Origin of the sequence: Pantoea sp. SM3, from assembly GCF_000963995.1 — a bacterium.
GTDB classification, from domain to species: domain Bacteria; phylum Pseudomonadota; class Gammaproteobacteria; order Enterobacterales; family Enterobacteriaceae; genus Pantoea; species Pantoea rwandensis_B.
In genome coordinates this window covers 1-394 of the sequence record NZ_JZRD01000072.1, presented here as the reverse complement: position 1 = coordinate 394, position 394 = coordinate 1, and the positions used below count along the sequence as shown (strand labels likewise).

1 protein-coding gene is annotated in these 394 nt (G+C 52.0%); it reads right to left on the bottom strand.

Features of this window, described 5'->3' with window-relative positions; translation table 11 throughout:
* Nucleotides 1-180 precede the first annotated feature (180 nt).
* A complete protein-coding gene (locus tag VI01_RS25150; RefSeq protein ID WP_075564136.1) occupies nucleotides 181-363 on the bottom strand; it encodes a general stress protein in 183 nt (60 codons plus the stop codon).
* Nucleotides 364-394 lie beyond the last annotated feature (31 nt).

The window sequence follows — 394 nt, the reverse complement described above, 5'->3', positions numbered from 1 at the left end:
AATATGGATGATAAGCCTGCAGGTTACTGGCCATGAATATGCGCCACATATTAGAAAAATCAGGGGGTAGGTTCCGTTGATTATTCTACTTCAACCTCAGAGATAATTTGGAAATGCATATTTCCAAATTAAGCGCGCCGGGATAAAATTTACTTCCGGCGCGCGTCCGTGTTGTTTTATTTAAACTTCGGGTTTTGGGCCCCGCCGGCTGATAAGCCCGCCTTTACGGCCGGCCTCTCGGGCGCGATCGGGACAGTTTTTGAAGTTACCGCCGCTGGCGGCGCCGCCTTTGCTGCCCGCCTCAGAGGCGCGTGCCGGGTCGGCCGCGAAGTTTCCGGCTCCACCGCGTCTTACTGTTGTCATAATGTGATCCTCAGATAAAAGTTGTCATGTA

What these genes read in the sequence shown, in the direction of transcription:
- VI01_RS25150 (WP_075564136.1), bottom strand. Translation starts at nt 363, where the DNA reads ATGACAACAGTAAGACGCGGTGGAGCCGGAAACTTCGCGGCCGACCCG.